Raw genomic sequence first — 15,700 nt, 5'->3', positions numbered from 1 at the left:
CAAGAGCTGCAGCAATTGGAAGATGGTCATAAGGAAGGGGAAGAGGATGGCGGATGACGAGCAGGATGCCGAAGCCGAAAAGGCCCTGGACGATGCCCACAAGGCCCAGGTGCTCATCGAGGCCCTGCCTTGGCTGGAGGAGTTCGCCGGTCAGAGGATCGTAGTCAAATACGGTGGCCATGCCATGGTGGACGACCACCTGCGTCAGTGCTTTGCCCAGGACATGGTCTTCCTGAGGCAGGTGGGCATGCATCCGGTGGTGGTGCACGGTGGCGGCCCGCAGATCTCCAGCATGCTCCAGGCTCTGGGCATCCCCTCAGTCTTCCGCGGCGGGCTACGGGTGACCACCCCCGAAACCATGAAGGTGGTCCGCATGGTGCTGACCGGACAGGTAGGCAGGAATCTGGTCGGTGCCATCAATGCCCACGGTCCCATGGCGGTCGGCCTGTCAGGGGAGGATGCCGGCCTGTTCAGTGCGGCCCGCCGCACCGGCATGGCGGATGGCCGACCAGTCGACCTGGGACTGGTGGGCGAGGTCGTGGGCGTGGATGCCTCAGCCGTCGAAGATCTGATCGATGCCGGGCGTATCCCCGTGGTCTCCTCCGTGGCTCCTGACGAGCAGGATCCCACCCAGGTGCTCAACGTGAATGCCGACGCGGCCGCATCGGCTCTGGCAGTAGCTCTGGAGGCCCGGAAACTGGTCATTCTCACTGACGTGGAGGGACTGTATGCCAACTGGCCCCAGGCTGACTCCCTGGTCTCCAGCATCGGCGTGGACCGTCTTGAGGATATGTTGGAGGACATGCATGAGGGGATGCGCCCCAAGATGGAGGCCTGCCTGCAGGCCGTGCGCTCCGGGGTGGGCGAGGCCCACGTCATCGACGGACGGCGGCCGCATTCCATGCTCAACGAGATATTCACCCGCAACGGCATCGGCACAGTGGTCGTGCCGGGCCGGGACATGATCATGAGGAGGAGCCATGACGAATGCTGATGCACCTATGAGGACCCCCGAGGGGCCGCAGAGCAGTCAATGGGCAGACCGCTATGACCGCGTCCACATGCAGGTCTTCGGACGCCCGGGCAGGGTCATGGACCATGGCCAAGGCGTCTGGATCTGGGACCTGGACGGCAACCGCTATCTGGACATGATGGCCGGGATCGCGGTCAACGCCTTGGGCTACGCCCATCCGGCCTGGAACAAGGCCCTGGCTGAGCAGGCCGGGAAGATGGCCCACATCAGCAACTTCTTCGCCTCCCAGCCTCAGATCGAGCTGGCCGAACGACTGCTGGACCTGGCTCAGGCTCCGGAGGGATCCCGTGTCTTCTTCGCCAACTCGGGAACCGAGGCCAATGAGGCGGCCATCAAGCTGGCCCGGCTGCATGGCGCTCGCATGGGCGGTCACCCTGGCCGGATCCTGGCGCTGACCCATAGTTTCCACGGCCGCAGCATGGGCTCCTTGAGCCTGACTTGGAAGCCGGCCATCCGTGAGCCCTTCCAGCCCTTGGTTCCGGGCATGGGCTTTCTGCCGGCAGAAGACGGCGAGGCTCTAGAGGAGGCCTTCGCACAGGGGGAGACCTCAGGGGAGCCGGTGGCGGCTGTCATTCTGGAGCTCATCCAGGGGGAGGCCGGGGTGCTGCCGCTGGATCCTGACTACGTTCGGCAGGTGCGTGAGCTCTGCACTCGTCATGGGGCCCTGATGATTCTGGACGAGGTGCAGACCGGCATGGGCAGGACCGGCCACTGGTTCGCCTTCCAGGACCAGAGCCTGTCCGGAGGAGCCAGCCCAGACGTGCTCACCTTCGCCAAAGGGGTGGCAGGCGGCTTTCCCATGGGCGGGATGATCACCTTCGGCCCTGAGCCATCGGGCCTGCTGACCCCGGGCATGCACGGGTCCACCTTCGGTGGCAATCCCCTGGGATCGGCCCTGGCGCTGACCACCCTGGAGACCATTCAGCGGGAGGGCCTGCTGGAACAGGCGCAGCAAATGGGGGAGAGGCTGCGCGCTGGCCTCGCCGCCTGCGGCAATCCCCTCTATGGCCAGGTCAGAGGCCGGGGGCTGCTGGATGCGGTCCAGCTGAGCGCTCCCTGTGCCGGGGATCTGGCCTCCTGGGCCCTGGACCATGGGCTGATCGTCAACGCAGTGGCCCCTGATGCCCTGCGTCTAGCCCCGCCCCTGATCATCCAGGCCGACCAGATCGACCTGGCCGTGGATATCCTGGCTAAGGCTCCCGCCAGTCTCGCGGACGAGGCCTTGCGGCAGGATGATCAGTGAGATCAGCCCTCAATGACGTGCATCACCATAGCGATAGGGAGGCAGAGATGAACAAGGGTTTGCGGCACATGCTGCGTGACGACGACCTCAACCACGAGGAGCAGCTGGAGGTGCTTCGGCTGGGCATGGCCTTCAGGACCAATCCCTATTTGTCCCAGCCCTATCAGGGGCCTCAGGCCGTGGCGATCATCTTCGACAAGCCCAGCACGCGCACCAGAACCAGCTTCTGCGTAGGCGTGGCCCAGCTGGGCGGCTATCCCATGGTCATCGACAGCTCTGGCTCACAGCTTGGCCGTGGCGAGCCCGTGGCGGACACCGCCAAGGTGCTGACAAGGATGACGTCCACCATCGTCTGGCGCACCTTCGGCCAGGATCGGGTGGAGACCATGGCTGCCCATGCCACCGTGCCCGTCATCAACGCGCTGACCGACTCCTTCCATCCCTGCCAGGTTCTGGCCGACTTCCTGACTCTGGCCCAGCACCGGGGCGGGGTCGATGCCTTGGCCGGCATGACCATCGCCTACCTGGGCGACGCAGCCAACAACATGGCCAACTCCTATCTGCTGGGCGGGGCAGTGGCCGGCATGAACGTGCGGATTGCCGGGCCCCATGGCTTCCTGCCCGATCCAAGCCTGGTGGATCAGGCGCGGACCCTGGCCGCTGAAAACGGCGGATCCATTCTGGTCACCACGGATCCGGTTCAGGCTGTCGAGGACGCCGACTGCGTCTTCACCGACACCTGGGTCTCCATGGGCGAGGAGGACCAGTATGAAATCCGCTCCCATCCCTTCCTGCCCTATCAGGTCAACGCCGCACTTATGGCCCATGCCCGCCCGGATGCCCTCTTCCAGCACTGCCTGCCAGCCTACAGGGGCCGGGAGGTGACGGCCGAGGTCATCGACGGCCCCCAGTCCGTGGTCTGGGACGAGGCCGAAAACCGGCTGCACGCCCAGAAGGCCCTGATGACCTGGCTGGTGGCCCGCTCCCGGGGTGACGAATCCCTCCTGCAGGGGGTGTGCTGATGCGTCCGACGACCAAGGTGGCCCGGCTGGATGCCATCCGCCAGGCCCTGAACCGACATAGGGTCAACTCCCAGCAGCAGCTGTCGGCCCTCTTGGCTGAGCAGGGCATCGAGGTGACCCAGGCCACCCTGAGCCGGGATCTGGACGACCTGCATGCCACCAAGCTGCGGTACGCAGACGGCAGCATGGCCTACTGGATTCCCGCCACCACCGACCAGCAGGCCATGGAAGCCGCTGTCGCAGAGGGGCCTGAAGTCGAGGGGGAGAACAAGACCGATGCCTACCTGGCCAAGATTCTGACCGGGCTGATCACCTCGGTGGCCCGGGCCCGCAACCTGCTGGTGGTCAGAACCCCGGCCGGCGCCGCCCAATATGCAGCTTCCGCCCTGGACCGCCAGCCCATCAAGGGGATCCTAGGCACCATAGCCGGAGACGACACGATTCTGATCATCGCTGCAGACGATGAATCGGCTTCATCCCGGGCCGACTGGCTCATGACCATCGTCTCCGGCCAGGAGGATGCCAGGGCCCGATGACGGCGGAAGGCACGAACTGGAAATCGACAAGTGTGAAATTACAAGGAAAGAGGATCGCCATGACCGAAAACAATCGCATCGTGCTGGCCTACTCAGGTGGCCTGGACACCTCAGTGTCCATTCCCTACCTCAAGGAGCGCACCGGCAAGGATGTGGTGGCCGTCTCCCTGGATGTGGGCCAGGGCGGGGAGCGTCTGCAGACCATCCGCCAGCGGGCCCTGGACTGCGGGGCCGTCGAGTCCGTCGTGGTGGATGCCCGGGACGAGTTCGCCAGGGATTACTGCATGCTGGCGCTCAAGGCCAATGCCATGTACGAGGGCGTCTACCCGCTGGTATCGGCCATCTCCAGGCCGCTGATCACCAAGCATCTGGTCCAGGCGGCCCACCAGTACGGTGCCGACACCATAGCCCACGGCTGCACCGGCAAGGGCAACGATCAGGTCCGTTTCGAGGTCTCCATCATGTCCATCGACCCCTCGCTGAAGGCCATCAGCCCCATTCGCGATCTGGGATTGATGAGGGATGTGGAGATTGCCTACGCCAAGGAGCACCGCCTGCCCATCGAGCAGACCGAGGAGAGCCCTTATTCCATCGATCAGAACGTCTGGGGGCGGGCCATCGAGACCGGCTACCTGGAGGATCCCTGGAACGGGCCCACCAAGGACGTCTATTCCTACACCGACGACCCGGCTTTCCCGCCGGTCGAGGATGAGGTGACCATCGACTTCGAGCAGGGCATCCCTGTGCGCATCGACGGCAGGGCCGTCACTCCTCTGGAGGCCATCGAGGAGATGAACCGCCGCGCCGGAGCCCAGGGGATCGGACGTGTGGATCTGATCGAGGACCGGCTGGTGGGCATCAAGTCCCGCGAGCTCTATGAGGCTCCGGGGGCCGTGGCCCTGATCACCGCCCACCAGGAGCTGGAGAACTGCTGCCTGGAGCGCGAACAGCACCGGATCAAGCGCGACATCGACAAGCGCTGGGGCGAGCTGGTCTACGACGCCCAGTGGTACTCGCCGGCCGTCCGCTCTCTGAACGCTTTCATCGAGGAGACCCAGCGCTACGTCTCCGGCCGCATCCGTATGGTTATGCATGGGGGACGGGCCGTGGTCACCGGCCGGCACTCCGACAGCTCCCTCTACGACTACAGCCTGGCCACCTACGAGTCCGGCGACAGCTTCGACCAGAACGCCTCCAATGGGTTCATCGCCATCTATGGTCTGGCCGACAAGGTGGCCGCCGCCCGCGATATGCGCTTCGGCAACGGCATCGCGCAGGACGGGCAAGAGCAGTGAGCACCGGCGACAAGCCCATGGCCCTCTGGGGCGGGCGCTTCAGCGGAGGTCCCTCGCCGGCCTTGGTCGAGCTCAGCCGGTCCACCCAGTTCGACTGGCGGTTGGCCGATGACGACCTGGCCGGTTCCCGGGCCCACGCTCGGGCCCTCAACCGTGCTGGATTGCTGGACGATGATGAGCTGGCACGCATGGAGCAGGCCCTGGATGAGCTTCAGGACCAGGTGGACTCCGACGCCTTCGCCCCTGAACCTGACGATGAGGACGAGGCCACGGCCCTGGAGCGCGGCCTGATCGACATTGCGGGGGACCAGCTGGGCGGCAAGCTGCGTGCCGGGCGCTCGCGCAACGATCAGATCGCCACCCTGATTCGGATCTGGCTGCGTCGTCACGCCCGGGTGCTGGCCAAGGACCTGCTGCGCACGGCCCAGGCTCTGATGGATCAGGCCCGGGCGGCGGGGACCACGGTCATGCCTGGCCGCACACACATGCAGCATGCCCAGCCTGTTCTGCTGGCCCACCAGCTTATGGCCCATGTCTGGCCCCTGATCCGTGACCTGGAGCGCCTGAGGGACTGGGATCAGCGTGCCGATGCCAGTCCATACGGATCGGGCGCGCTCGCGGGCACCACCCTGGGTTTGGATCCCCTGCCAGTGGCCCAGGATCTGGGCTTTAGCCGGGTCTGTGCCAACTCCATCGACGGGACCGCAGCCAGGGATGTGGTGGCCGAGTTCGCCTTTGTCGCCGCCATGATCGGCGTGGACCTGTCCAGGCTGGCTGAGGAGATCATCATCTGGAACACCCAGGAGTTTGCCTTCGTCCGCCTGGATGACGGTTACTCGACCGGGTCCTCCATCATGCCCCAGAAGAAGAATCCGGACGTGGCTGAGCTGGCTCGCGGCAAGGCCGGTCGACTGGTCGGGGACTTGGCTGGCCTGTTGACCACACTCAAGGGGTTGCCAACGGCCTATGCGCGCGATCTGCAGGAGGACAAGGAAGCGGTCTTCGACCAGGTGGACACCCTGGAGGTCCTGCTGCCCGCCTTTGCCGGCATGGTCGCCACCTTGACCTTCAACAAGGATCGTCTGGAGGAGCAGGCTCCCACAGGCTTCGCCCTGGCCACCGACCTGGCCGAGTGGCTGGTCAGGCAGGGGGTGCCCTTCCGGCATGCCCACGAACTCTCCGGCGCCTGTGTCAAGCTGGCCGAGGGCCGTGGTTGCGAGCTGGCCGACCTGGAAGATGCCGATTTCGTCAGGGTCTTCGCTGACTGGGTGCCCGCCGATCGGGCTCCTGAGGTCCGCTCTGTCCTGACAGCTGGGGGAGCCGTACGCGCTCGCCGGGGCCAGGGTGGCACCGCACCGGAGAGGGTCAAGGAGCAGATGGACCAGGCGGCACATGCGCTGAAGGAGCTGCAGACCTTCGCCGACTCGCAGTCTGATGGGCCTGCCTACCGTCCGCCCAGGTGAGTCTTCTGATCTCTGCTAGGCCGGTGATCGCGCTAGAATGCCCAACGGCAATTCCTCAAGGGGAGGGGCACAGAGCGAAAGGCGGCGGCGATCATGAATCCGGTGGCACTGGTCCAGGCTTGGTGGGCCAAGCAGCACATCACTCTGGCCAAGGAGCCGCCCGGTTCCCGCCAGGGGCTGTGCTCGCCTCCGGACCAAGGCCGCGACCTGGAGCCATTGACCATGCTGGTGGTGGGCGACTCCATGGCGGTCGGCTGCGGGGTGAAGGACCAGAGCCAGGGCTTCGTCCCCGATATAGCCGCCTGCCTGGCCGCCCGGCTGGGGCGTCCGGTATCCTGGTCGACCCAGGGGCGGCTGGGGGCCACTATCCGCAGGGTGCGCTACCGGTTCCTGCCCGCCCTGCAGGACCATCCCGATCTGCTGGTTCTGTGTGCAGGATCCAACGACATCATGGCCAACCGCACCGATGAGCAGTGGCGGGATGACCTGGCTGCCAGCATTGAGCTGGCCCAAAACAAGGGCCGCCAAGTGCTGGTCCTGAGCTCCGGTCAACTTTATCGGGATCCTGCCCTGGGCCGGGCGCTCAGGGCCGAGGTGGAGCGTCGGATAGCCCGCCAGACTCAGACCAGTCGTCAGGTCTGTCAAGATGCCTCGGTGCCCTTCGTGGATGCCACCCGCGACGATGTCGGCACCGATCGACCCGACTTCTGGGGCATTGACCACTTCCATCCCGGAGTAGAGGGTTACCGGCGCATGGCCGCCTGGGTGGTTGACCACATTCCCCAAGACCTGATAGATAAGTTGTCTGTGTCTGCGCATTCCTGACTTAGACGCGGTGGTTTTGCTGAGAGGATTCAGCCGGCCGCCCCGTCTTGGCCAAAGCAGCCAGCGGTTAATCGCCAATTCGCAGTGGTCGATTCACAGTGATTATCTGGTTTCGCCCCCTGGGGATTCCTGCTTGGTGAGGCCTTGTCTGCGGCGTTCCGGGGCTCTGTCGTGTCGGTATCTGTTGCAAGAATAGTAGGGTTTAGCATACATTCATCCAAATATTCGATAGGGAGTAGCCTCTCATGTCGCAGGTCACCGATTTCAGGCAGGCGGGTTTCAACTCGCTTTTCGACGAACTCAAGTGGCGCGGTCTCATTGCCCAGTGCACGGACGAGTCCGAGCTCAGGAAGGTGCTGGCCGACCCCTCGGTGACCTATTATTGCGGATTCGACCCCACAGCTCCCTCACTGCACGTGGGCAATCTGGTCCAGCTGCTCAACATGCGCCACCTGCAGGCGGCCGGTCTGCATCCCATCGCCGTTGTGGGCGGGGCCACCGGGCTTATTGGCGACCCTCGGCAGTCGGGGGAGCGCACCCTGAATCCCAAGCAGACCGTGGCTGAGTGGACCGAGCGCCTGCGTGGCCAGATCGGGCGTTTCCTGGATACCGAAGGCGAGAATCCTGTCCGGTTCGTCAATAATTATGAGTGGACCGGGTCCATGAGCACCATCGACTTCCTGCGCGATGTGGGCAAGAACTTCCGCATGGGCACCATGCTGGCCAAGGACACAGTGGCCCGCCGCCTGGACTCCGACGAGGGCATCTCCTTTACCGAGTTCAGCTACCAGGTGCTCCAGGGCAACGACTTCCTGGAGCTCTTCGACCGCTACGGATGCAGTCTGCAGTTGGGCGGCAGCGACCAGTGGGGGAACCTGACCAGCGGCCTGGACCTGATCCGCAAGGTGCGCAATGCCTCCGTCAACGTCATGACCAGCCCATTGATCACCGACTCCCAGGGCAAGAAGTTCGGCAAGTCCGAGGGCAATGCAGTCTGGCTGGATCCCACCATGTTCAGCCCCTACCGCTTCTACCAGTTCTGGTTCAACCAGCCCGACGACCAGGTGGTCAAGCTGCTGAAGACCTTTACCTTCCTGCCCAAGGCCGAGATCGAGCGTTTGGAGGAGCGGACCGCTCAGGATCCGGGCGCTCGCGAGGCCCAGAAGGTCCTGGCCTGGCAGGTGACCTCCTATGTACATGGCGAGCATGCCGCCCAGGGGGCCATCGATGCCTCAGGCGCCCTCTTCGGCCGCGGCAAGACCCTGGAGGAGCTGGACGAGGATGTGCTGGATTCCGCACTGGACGGCCTCAAGGTCGATGATGGTCAAGGCGGGCGAGCTCTGCCCGCGGCCAGCGAGGGCCAGCGTCTGGTGGAAGCCGGGGTTGCGGCCGGGCTCTTCCGTTCGGTCTCCGAGGCGCGCAAGACTGTGGCCTCGGGCGGCTTCTACCTGAATAACCAGCGGGTCGAGGATCCGGATCAAGTGTTGGAGAACAAGGACTTTCTGCATGGGCGCTTCGCCCTGGTTCGCAGAGGAAAGAAGGCCCTGGGCGCGCTTGAGCGTCGGGCCGGCAAGTAGGAACGCAGGAATTAAGGACACTGATGGCAGAAGAACACAATCATTCCCGGGGCGATCGCGGACGGGGCCGGGGCGGTTCGCGCCCGGGCGGCTTCCGGTCGGGCGGCCGTCGCTTTTCGGGCTTCCACAAGGGCGGTTCGCACTCGGGCGGATACCGCTCCGGAGGCTACCGTTCGGGAGGGCACCGTTCCGGCAACTTCCACAACCATGACAGCGAGAGCGGCGAAGAGCGTCGTTCCGAGGGCAGGAATGGACAGCGGCCCTTCCGCGGACGCGGGCACGACCGGTTCGACCGGGACAATCGCGGATACAGGCATGATCGTCAGGATGGCCACGGCGGCTTCCGTAGGGATTCCGACCGGGATCGCCACGGCCATCGACAGGATGGCGACCGTCCACGTCGTGATTTCCATGCCAATGGGCATGGCGGATACGGGCATCGTGATCATGACAACGACCGCGGTAGGTCGGGGTATGGCGATCGTCGTTCCGGTCGTGGCTACCAGCGGCGTGACCGTGACCGTGATCGTGGTCAGGGCTTCCACGGAGACCGCCGTCGGGGTGACGACCGGAGGTTTGATCGTCGGCAGGATGAGCGGTTCGGCGGGGATCGTCCATGGAACAACCGCTCGCGGGATGACCGTCCACGTCAAGACCGTTCACATGAGGACCGTCCCTACGGCAACCGCTCCTACGGCGACCGTTCCCGTGATGACCATCGTCAAGGCGGCTATCGGGGCGACCGCTACCAGGGCCAGCATGGCCGCGATGACCGTCGCCACGACGACCGCCGCGGGACCTATCAGCGTGACCGCCAGAATGGCTATGAACGCGGTCGCCGCAACTCAGACGGGACCATCTCCTATCCCTCGCAGAACCCCTACACTGATCGCCGGCCTGGCGAGCCCAAGATGCCCAAGGGCCTTGAATGGTCCATGCTCTCCAAGGATGACCGTCTGCGCCTGCGCGGGCTGAGCAAGGAGCATGCCGAGAACATCGGTTTGCACATCCTGGCCGCCTACGCGCTGGAGGAGACCGATCCCCAGGGGGCTCTGGCTCATGCCAAGTGGGCTGCCCGGCAGGCCTCGCGGATCGATCTCGCTCGTGAGACGCTGGCTCTGGTGGCCTACCGTCAAGGCGACTACAAGCTTGCCTTAAAGGAGTTCCGCACTGCACACCGCATGAACGGCTATTCCGATTACCTGCCCTTCATCGCCGACTGCGAGCGTGGTCTGGGCAATCCCCGCAAGGCCATTGAGGAGGCCACCTCTGAGGAGGGCAGCCAGCTCCAGGGCGAGTCCAAGGCGGAGATGTTCCTGGTCTATGCCGGAGCCTTGGGCGATCTGGGCCTGTGGGACAAGGCCATCGAGACCGTTCAGGCCCTGGCCAAGGCCCGTGGGCTCAGCGGCGACTACCGGATGCGTGCCGTGCAGGCCGAGCAGAACTTCCTCGAACAGGCTGGTCGCAGTCAGGAGGCCCTGGAGCTGGAACCTCTGCTGGATCGGCTGGAAGCGGAGTATGCCGACGAGGATGAGGACGAGGATGGCCAGAAGGACGGACAGTCCGAGGAGATCCTGATCGACTACGACCTGGAGCACCTGGATTCGGCCATGATAGAGGATCTCTCCATCGACCCGGATGGCGGTGAGGAGGACTCGGATGAGGCTGAAGCTGAGACTGACGCCGCTGAGTCTGATGTCACTGATGCATCCGATCAGGGTGACGATGACAGCAAGGTTGAGGAATCCCCTGAATCAGCAGCTTCGGACGATTCAGCGGACTCAACTGACACAAGTGGCTCATCTAAGTCGACTGACTCATCTGATTCGGCTGATGCATCCGACGCAGTTGATTCAACCGGTTCGTCCGACTCAGCGGGTTCATCCGAAATACCGGAATCCGGAATGCAGAAATCGTCAGACGCTGTGGAACAACACAGGGAAGAGCCCTCTCGCCTTGATGGGCAAACTTCGGACGATGGCTCTCAAAGCGACCAGAGCAGTGACGAAACCGACACGGCTGTCGCCGATAAATCCGCTGCTGACAACGGCGACGCGGCTGTCCTGAATGCAGGATCCGAGGCAGACACTTTCGATCATGAAAACGAACAGACCAATGATGAGCAGGTCAAGGAGTCCGATACGTCTGATGAAGACAGGGCTGAATCGTGACCGTCTTCCTCAAAGGAACTGATGACGCTCCGGCAAAGACCTACCGTCTGGCCCTGCTGGACCTGGACGGGGTGGTCTACCGGGGCGCTGATCCTGTCGAGCATGCGCCCGAGGGCATCGACCGCGCTCAGACGCTCGGCATGCGCATGGCCTACACCACCAACAATGCATCTCGGTTTCCCCATGTGGTGGCCGATCAGCTGCGCGGGTTCGGGCTGACCCTGGACGATGGCCAGGTCATTACCTCGGCCGTAGTCGCCGCACGAATGCTGCGCCGACATTTGCAGGAGGGCGCCAGGGTGCTGGTCATCGGATCCGATCATCTACGTGATCAGATCCGCATCAACGGGATGGTGCCGGTAGACAAGGCTGCAGATCAGCCAGAGGCCGTCATTCAGGCCTGGTATCCCGAACTGAGCTGGCAGGACCTGGCCCAGGCCGCCTTTGCCATCGAAGGCGGTGCACGTTACTTCACTACCAACAAGGATCAGACCCTGCCCCGCGAAGGTGGCATGGCACCCGGGAACGGGGCCATGCTTCAAGCGGTGATTCTGGCCACTGGCAAGCAACCGGAGGATTCGGCCGGGAAGCCGGAATCGGCCATGTACGACGAGGCTCGGCTGCTCTTGGCCGATGACCAGAAGAAGATCTTGGACATTGACCGATGCCTGCCTGTGGGCGATCGTCTGGACACTGACATCGAGGCAGCCAACCGGGGCGGGTACGACTCCATGCTCGTCCTGACGGGCGTGGCCCGAACACCCGCCATTCTGACTGCACCGGCCAAATGGCGGCCAACCTATCTGGCTGAAGACCTGCGTGGCCTCACTGCGCCGCAACCTCAGCCCAGTAAGGAGGCCGACCAGACCTGGCACTGCGGAGGCCAAACCGCAAAGGTGGGTGACGACGGGCATGTCACTTTGCGTGCTCTTGAGGGTAGCGGCGATCCCCTGTCCGATCTGGATGCTGTGCGAGCCTGCGCCTGTGCGCTCTGGGAGTACCAGGATCGTGGTGGAGACATGGACGCGCTGAATCTGCCCGCCTTCGTCGTAGGGGCATAGCGGCCATGTCGGAAGAGGTCAAGCCCGGACAGCTGGGAGCGAGTGGACCATCCCAGGAATCCAATCACTACGGGCTACCTGAGCAGACCGGCCAGAATGAGCAGTCTGTAGAGTCTGAGCCTTCTGGACGGTCCTCACAGACAGATGATGAGGATACAACTGCGTCAGCACCTGAGGAGCCCATGGATAAGCAAGCCATGGCCCCTCTTTTGGAACGTTTCCCTGATTTGGCTCAATTGGACGACCTGGACAATGCCCAACAGGTTGAGCTGCTCGGCAAGGTGCTGGCCGGGCTCCAGCAGGATCTGAACCGGGAGGGCAAGTGAACGATGAGGATACGGTCGTCAGCGCTGGGTCCGGTCGGCGAAGAACCGTGGCTCTTGCCCGCGACCGACTTGACCGCATCCTGTCTGCGCAAGGGCTGACGGATTCGCGGGCCAGAGCCCAGGGGCTGATTCGACAGGGCCGGGTTACGGTCAACGATCATCTGGTATCAAGGCCTGCTCAGATCGTCCAGCCAGGCGATGTGATTCTTCTGGACCCGGGCGATGACTATGCTTCCCGGGGAGCGCTGAAGCTGGAGGGTGCTCTGACGACTTTTGCGGCGCAGGGGATGCCAGATCCGCGTGACTGGCTCTGTCTCGATATCGGGGCCTCCACGGGTGGTTTCACCGACGTTCTGCTCAGACATGGCGCAAGGCGAGTTATCGCCCTTGATGTGGGCCACGGACAGTTGCTGGAACGGATTGCCGCTGATCCTAGGGTGATTGACATGAGCGGTGTCAACATACGCGAAGTCCAGCCGGGGGACCTGCCGTATCGCCCGGAATATGTTGTTTCGGATGTGTCCTTCATCTCGCTGACTTATGTCATTCCTGTCCTCCCCGCCTTGTTGGCGCCTGCTGCCAACTGTCTGCTGCTGGTCAAGCCCCAGTTCGAGGTCGGACGCAGTCTTCTTGGCCACCATGGCATTGTGACGGACGAGGACCGCAGGCAAGAGGCTCTGGAGCGTGTCCTGGCCTGTGCACGTGAGCATGGATTCGCTGTACGTGCCACTATGACATCGCCCATAACCGGAGCTCATGGCAACGTAGAATATCTACTCTGGCTATCTTGGTCACAGTCAGCCTGAAGCCTGCGGCTTCCCGCTTCTCGCGCGACACACCAGACTGGACAGAATCCACAGTTGCGGTAATATAAGTGAGTTGTCAAAAACGAGTTCCTCGTCAAGATGACATGCGCCAGTAGCCCAACGGATTAGAGCAGCTGACTACGGATCAGCAGGTTGCAGGTTCGAATCCTGTCTGGCGCACAACGTGGAAGTCCTACAGCCACAAAAGCTGTGGGGCTTTTCCATTACTTAAAGAATTCTCACAAAATACGATTTTGTGTGTCATTTGAGTGACAAAAGTCATCGCAAAAGACAACCCCGTCGGAGTGGAGCCTATTTGTTACTTATCGAGGTGCTGGACCTCGTACACTGCTTAGTCAGGCGTGAACGATCCGTCTCGCTGCTGAGCTGAGTATGGATGCCTTCTGGGTTCTTGTCAATCGTCTGCTGAAACGTTTGTTTTCGGTAAAACATTACCGTTCTGGCTAACTTGTAAGTTGTATATATAATAATGGGTAGTTTTCGGCTTGAACCGGTTTGCTTCGCTGGTTATCTGTGGGTAGATAAATGCGCTCTTGCACATAAGAGCACAGTTGGGTCCGGCCTTGGCAAGGATCGACTTGCATACCCAGGGCTTTTTGGCGTGGCTGGAGCCGGTGAAGCTTTTGCGGCATTGTCAGACTGACTCTGCTGCAGCGAAGACGCATTTGTTTCTGACTCGTGATTGCTGCAAGTCGTCTTATTGCAGAAGCTCTAACTTACAGCATAGATATCGTACAGTGGATCCGGTGGACGACCGAATGATTACGAGCTTGGTAGCGTTGGAGCAGTCTACGACACACCTTCCGTCATCGTCTAGGGTGTGACTATCCCCCGCCGCCAGTCTGTTATGGCTATAAAGGGTGTCCAGTTTCAGAGGCCTACTGTTGGACAGCACCTGTTACGCGCGCGTGACTAGAGCCTTGTGCAGTGGTAGGCTTATCAGGGAGTTTCCATACGAACAGTCTATTTGTGCTAGTCTGCTAATTGTGAATTGCTGGGAAGTAGCCTCGGATGTGGAAGTCTGATGAGCTCCGATTAACTGGATCGAGTCTGATTGCTAACCGCGATCGGAGAGCTTAAGATTATTTTAAAGACCACAGAGCCAGCCATGGGGCTTGTCTCATATTTGGTTAGGGGCTATCGGAGCACCCGGTAGTCGTAAAATTGCATGATGACCGACCTGCTGATTTGAATGGTGAGGCTGCTCTAACATTGTTGCAATGGTATGGGTGGTGGAACAATTGGCTGCAAAAAGCTATAAGAGAAGGAAATGCCGGACTGTGCCCACACAAGAGTCGAGCTGCTGAATCGCATCGAGTTTAAGGTGAAATACGAGCTTTGGAGTATGTCCTTCTAGGACAAGTGCTACCTAATCTATCGCAGCCCAAAAGACAACGGTACTGGTATCAATGATACACAGAAAATCATATGCACTGATGCCTATCGAAATGAGGAAGGTTTTGAAGATGCTTAGCCTGCTTGCTGCCTGGTGTACCAACTGTTCTGTTGCCTGCTCGGGGGATTTTACTAGTCTAGTCCAGAGAGGACTACATACGGTGTCTCATGCCAGCATGCGTTCGCCAACTAGGGTATACGGGGAATCCTGTTGACAGGGGGAGCTAACTTGTCCCATCTTTGCCAGCCCAAGCGCTCCAGACGCTTACGAGGTTTCTATGATGCTCTCCATCAGAGGTGTTACATCACTCAGGATGCCTCTGGCTCGGAAGACAGTTTTCATTACTGGAATTAAAGAGAAGTCGGATTACCTCATTTTGGTCGTAGATTGTGTGCTTGCAGAGAACCGCCCTATGGGCCAGTGTATTGGAGCTTGCTCCTACGCGCGGTCTGAGTATGAAGGCAGTTCGAAAGCGGTGTCCAATCCTTCAGCTTGTAGACTAGAGCCAAAACTTGGTGCATGCGAGGATGACCCCATCTCACAGCCCAGTAATCCCATTGCTAACTTCGGTCATTCAGTTGCGGCAGAAAGCTATAGGCAACGGTTCTCTTTTTAAAGAATGCTATTTTTCTCGAGCAACGAATGGAAGAGATAACCATATATAGTGAATCAGAACGCTTCAATAAAATTGGGCGCATTAATATCCATAGTTCCCCATGTACTCAAATTGATCTGTTATTTTCGAATAAAGTTGAATAATGAACTGCTATAGATTATCGCTATTGTTTTTTATTATAGTATATAAGAGGTTGTTGGAGTTGCGATATTATATCTCATGGCCTCAATGCCGAATCAGTATTGCTTGATTCTGAGTCAAATAATTTAGCTCGTCGCTTTTACTTCTTATCGGGTTAAAAGTGTGTGT

12 protein-coding genes and 1 tRNA gene are annotated in these 15,700 nt (G+C 61.3%); all 13 read left to right on the top strand.

Going from position 1 to position 15,700, the window contains the following annotated elements; genetic code table 11:
• Positions 1 to 46 precede the first annotated feature (46 nt).
• The 13 genes from argB (at position 47) to H3T92_RS01045 (ending at position 13,538) form a co-directional block, all read left to right on the top strand.
• On the top strand, positions 47 to 994 hold the full coding sequence (gene argB, locus H3T92_RS01105; protein ID WP_144085793.1) for an acetylglutamate kinase: 948 nt from the start codon (positions 47 to 49) through the stop codon (positions 992 to 994).
• A gap of 7 nt (positions 995 to 1,001) precedes the next feature.
• Positions 1,002 to 2,276, top strand: a complete 1,275-nt coding sequence (locus H3T92_RS01100; protein ID WP_144085824.1) for an acetylornithine transaminase — start codon at positions 1,002 to 1,004, stop codon at positions 2,274 to 2,276.
• Positions 2,277 to 2,323: 47 nt separating this feature from the next.
• Complete coding sequence (gene argF, locus H3T92_RS01095; RefSeq protein ID WP_144085794.1) at positions 2,324 to 3,298, top strand: ornithine carbamoyltransferase; 975 nt, start codon at positions 2,324 to 2,326, stop codon at positions 3,296 to 3,298.
• Positions 3,298 to 3,834 carry an arginine repressor gene (locus H3T92_RS01090; protein ID WP_144085795.1) on the top strand — a complete coding sequence of 179 codons (537 nt, stop codon included), beginning with the start codon at positions 3,298 to 3,300 and terminating at the stop codon, positions 3,832 to 3,834. Before argF ends, H3T92_RS01090 begins: the two co-directional genes overlap by 1 nt.
• A 59-nt stretch (positions 3,835 to 3,893) precedes the next feature.
• The gene (locus tag H3T92_RS01085) at positions 3,894 to 5,129 is read left to right on the top strand and encodes an argininosuccinate synthase (protein ID WP_045924607.1); all 1,236 of its coding nucleotides are present in this window, start codon (positions 3,894 to 3,896) and stop codon (positions 5,127 to 5,129) included.
• A gap of 17 nt (positions 5,130 to 5,146) precedes the next feature.
• On the top strand, positions 5,147 to 6,592 hold the full coding sequence (gene argH, locus H3T92_RS01080) for an argininosuccinate lyase (RefSeq protein ID WP_198189413.1): 1,446 nt from the start codon (positions 5,147 to 5,149) through the stop codon (positions 6,590 to 6,592).
• Positions 6,593 to 6,685: 93 nt separating this feature from the next.
• On the top strand, positions 6,686 to 7,417 hold the full coding sequence (locus tag H3T92_RS01075; protein WP_198189257.1) for an SGNH/GDSL hydrolase family protein: 732 nt from the start codon (positions 6,686 to 6,688) through the stop codon (positions 7,415 to 7,417).
• A 245-nt stretch (positions 7,418 to 7,662) separates the two neighbouring features.
• Positions 7,663 to 8,994, top strand: coding sequence for a tyrosine--tRNA ligase (gene tyrS / locus H3T92_RS01070; RefSeq protein WP_198189256.1), 1,332 nt, complete (start codon positions 7,663 to 7,665; stop codon positions 8,992 to 8,994).
• Positions 8,995 to 9,017: 23 nt separating this feature from the next.
• A complete protein-coding gene (locus tag H3T92_RS01065; protein WP_332460616.1) occupies positions 9,018 to 11,165 on the top strand; it encodes a helicase in 2,148 nt (715 codons plus the stop codon).
• Positions 11,162 to 12,226: an HAD-IIA family hydrolase gene (locus H3T92_RS01060; RefSeq protein WP_198189255.1), complete on the top strand. Its 1,065-nt coding sequence runs from the start codon at positions 11,162 to 11,164 to the stop codon at positions 12,224 to 12,226. The genes H3T92_RS01065 and H3T92_RS01060 overlap by 4 nt, the downstream gene beginning before the upstream one ends.
• 182 nt (positions 12,227 to 12,408) lie before the next feature.
• Positions 12,409 to 12,552, top strand: a complete 144-nt coding sequence (locus H3T92_RS01055) for a hypothetical protein (RefSeq protein WP_186279422.1) — start codon at positions 12,409 to 12,411, stop codon at positions 12,550 to 12,552.
• Positions 12,549 to 13,358, top strand: a complete 810-nt coding sequence (locus H3T92_RS01050) for a TlyA family RNA methyltransferase (RefSeq protein ID WP_144085800.1) — start codon at positions 12,549 to 12,551, stop codon at positions 13,356 to 13,358. The genes H3T92_RS01055 and H3T92_RS01050 overlap by 4 nt, the downstream gene beginning before the upstream one ends.
• A 106-nt stretch (positions 13,359 to 13,464) precedes the next feature.
• Positions 13,465 to 13,538, top strand: a tRNA-Arg gene (locus H3T92_RS01045).
• Positions 13,539 to 15,700: the final 2,162 nt, after the last annotated feature.

The organism is Bifidobacterium sp. W8112, assembly GCF_016101425.1.
In the GTDB taxonomy this organism is placed as follows: domain Bacteria; phylum Actinomycetota; class Actinomycetes; order Actinomycetales; family Bifidobacteriaceae; genus Bombiscardovia; species Bombiscardovia apousia.
This window is presented reverse-complemented; position numbering and strand designations above follow the sequence as displayed.